We start from the raw sequence: 2,351 nt of genomic DNA, 5'->3' as shown, positions 1-2,351 counted from the left end.
TCAAATTATTAGGTGTAAAATGGAATTTAAAGAAATCTTGTTAACATTTTAGAGGGGAAAAGGACCACTTTTTCACTGGTCCCGATACGTCCCCGTGGCTCTTTTATAATTAATGAAAAGGAGTGATTTTTTTGAAAAAGATAATAGCCTATACTACAAAAACTTGACCTCACTGTATCACAGCTAAGAAGTTTCTTAGAGAAGAAGGACTTGCTTATGAAGAAAGAGATGTAAATGAAAGTCCATCGGCAAGGGAAGAGTTTATGAAGCTTGGTCTTAGAGGGGTACCAGCATTTGTAATAGGAAATGATGTTATTGAAGGTTTTGACCCAAATAGAATAAAATCACTATTAGATTATTTTTTAATAAATTGTCCTTCTTGTAAGGCAAGAATGAGAGTGCCAAAGAACAAGGGAAAGATAAAGGTTACCTGCAGTAAATGCAGTGAAAAGTTTCAGCTTGATACAAACAAATAAGAAGACGGGGTGGGACGATAGATACGTCCCCGCGTCTCAAGGGGGATTTATATGTCTAAGAAAAGATTTATGTTAATTTTTATGATGATTACATTTATTTTAACTACGAACTTGTCATTTGGTGCTAGCCACCACTATTTTAAAACCCAAAAATTCAGTAACGGAAAGACTGCAAATTATGTACTTGTAAATTTTAATGCCAAGGATATAACTTTAGGCATTGGTACTGCTAACAACAGGATTTATTCTGCTGATAGCCTGAAAAATATATCAAATACAAAGGCTAAGGAAAACTCAAAAGCTTTTTCTGCAATAAATGGGACTTATTTTAGTGCTTATAATAACATCCCTGTTCCATATGGAACGATAATAGATGATGGAAAGCTTCTTCATATTGGGAATTATGGAGCAGTATTTGGAGTAACTAAGGACAAGAAATTAGTAATTGATAATGTTAATATAGAAATCACTGGAAGTATAAACGGAGTAGAAAATCAATATTATACATGGGGCATTAATCACCCAAGGACAGAGCCAGATGCCATTATGATATTCACACCTGAATTTTCAGAGCAAACTATGATGCCAGAAGCTAAAAATGTAGTTATAAAAAATGGAATTGTTTCAGCTATAACTAGCGGAAACACTGCAATTCCACAAGACGGGTTTGTAATATCTTTTAATCCTTCTATGTATCATCTTGTGAGCAGATTTGAAGCTGGATATAAAGTAGACTATACTCCAGAGTTTAAATCAAGAAGGGAAAATGCTACAGATGCAGATAATGATATTTGGAAAGATGTTGTATATGCTGTAGGTGCAGGGCCAAGTCTTATCTTAAATACTGCAATAACGGCAGATGGTACTAAAGAAGGGTTTACAGAAGCTAAGATTAATACTCAAAGGGCTCAAAGAAGTTTCATAGGTTTTAGAGAAGATGGAAGGGTAGTTATGGGAACTGTTTCAAATGCTTCTCTTGCTGAACTTGCTCAAGTATGCAAAGAATTAAATCTAAAAAGTGCCATGAATCTTGATGGGGGAGCTTCTTCTGGTCTTATGTACAATGGAAGCTATAAGACTTCTCCGGGAAGAAAAATAAACAATTCCCTTATATTTTTTGAAAACCAGAAGTAAAAGAATATAAGAATGGAGATACAAGTGTCAAGGGTAAATCATATATCATTTTAACTGAGGAGATGAAGATATGGAGTATAGAAATGCAACCTTTGAAGATATTAATCAGATAGCCAAACTACAAGAAAGGTATCATGTAAATACAATAAATGAGGATGATAAAAAGGACGGTTTTGTAACCACTCTTTTTACAAAGGAGCAGTTTGAAGAGATAATTGAAAAGGAAAATGGACTTGCTATAGCTTGTGATAATGGAAATATAGTTGGATACGCTATGGCAGCTTCTTGGGAATTTTGGTCGAAGTGGCCTTTATTTCAGCATATGATTAAGGATCTTGAAAATACAACTTATTTGGGTCAGAAATTAAATGTAGAAAATTCATATCAATATGGACCTATATGTATAGACAAGGCGTATAGGGGTGGGGATGTGCTTGTAAACTTATTTGAGTTTTCAAGGCAGGAAATGTCGAAAAGATATCCAATACTTATAACCTTTATAAATCACATTAATCCAAGATCCTATGAAGCTCATACAAGAAAGCTTGGACTCGATGTAATCAAGGATTTTCAGTTTAATAACAATAATTACTATGAGCTGGGGTACGATATGAGTAAGAAGACTAAAGGATCGACTATTTAGGGAAAAAATGGGGCTGTCGGGAAAAGGCGTTTTTTGAACGATGAACCCTAAAAATTAAAAATCCTAGATTATTAAAGACATTCAGAAATGTAAATGTT

General features: G+C 34.0%; 3 protein-coding genes. All 3 read left to right on the top strand.

Annotated elements, in window-relative coordinates; genetic code table 11:
• Positions 1 to 176: 176 nt before the first annotated feature.
• Positions 177 to 476 (top strand): glutaredoxin domain-containing protein, encoded by a 300-nt coding sequence (locus J2Z35_RS14460; protein ID WP_330623514.1) that lies wholly within the window; start codon positions 177 to 179, stop codon positions 474 to 476.
• 51 nt (positions 477 to 527) lie between these two features.
• Positions 528 to 1,610: a phosphodiester glycosidase family protein gene (locus J2Z35_RS14455; RefSeq protein ID WP_209662110.1), complete on the top strand. Its 1,083-nt coding sequence runs from the start codon at positions 528 to 530 to the stop codon at positions 1,608 to 1,610.
• Between the two features lie 70 nt (positions 1,611 to 1,680).
• Positions 1,681 to 2,253: a GNAT family N-acetyltransferase gene (locus tag J2Z35_RS14450; protein WP_209662109.1), complete on the top strand. Its 573-nt coding sequence runs from the start codon at positions 1,681 to 1,683 to the stop codon at positions 2,251 to 2,253.
• Positions 2,254 to 2,351 lie beyond the last annotated feature (98 nt).

This window comes from Acetoanaerobium pronyense (genome assembly GCF_017874355.1).
Lineage (GTDB): Bacteria > Bacillota > Clostridia > Peptostreptococcales > Filifactoraceae > Acetoanaerobium > Acetoanaerobium pronyense.
The sequence above is the reverse complement of the archived record's forward strand: the minus strand, read 5'-3'. Positions and strand labels throughout refer to the sequence as shown.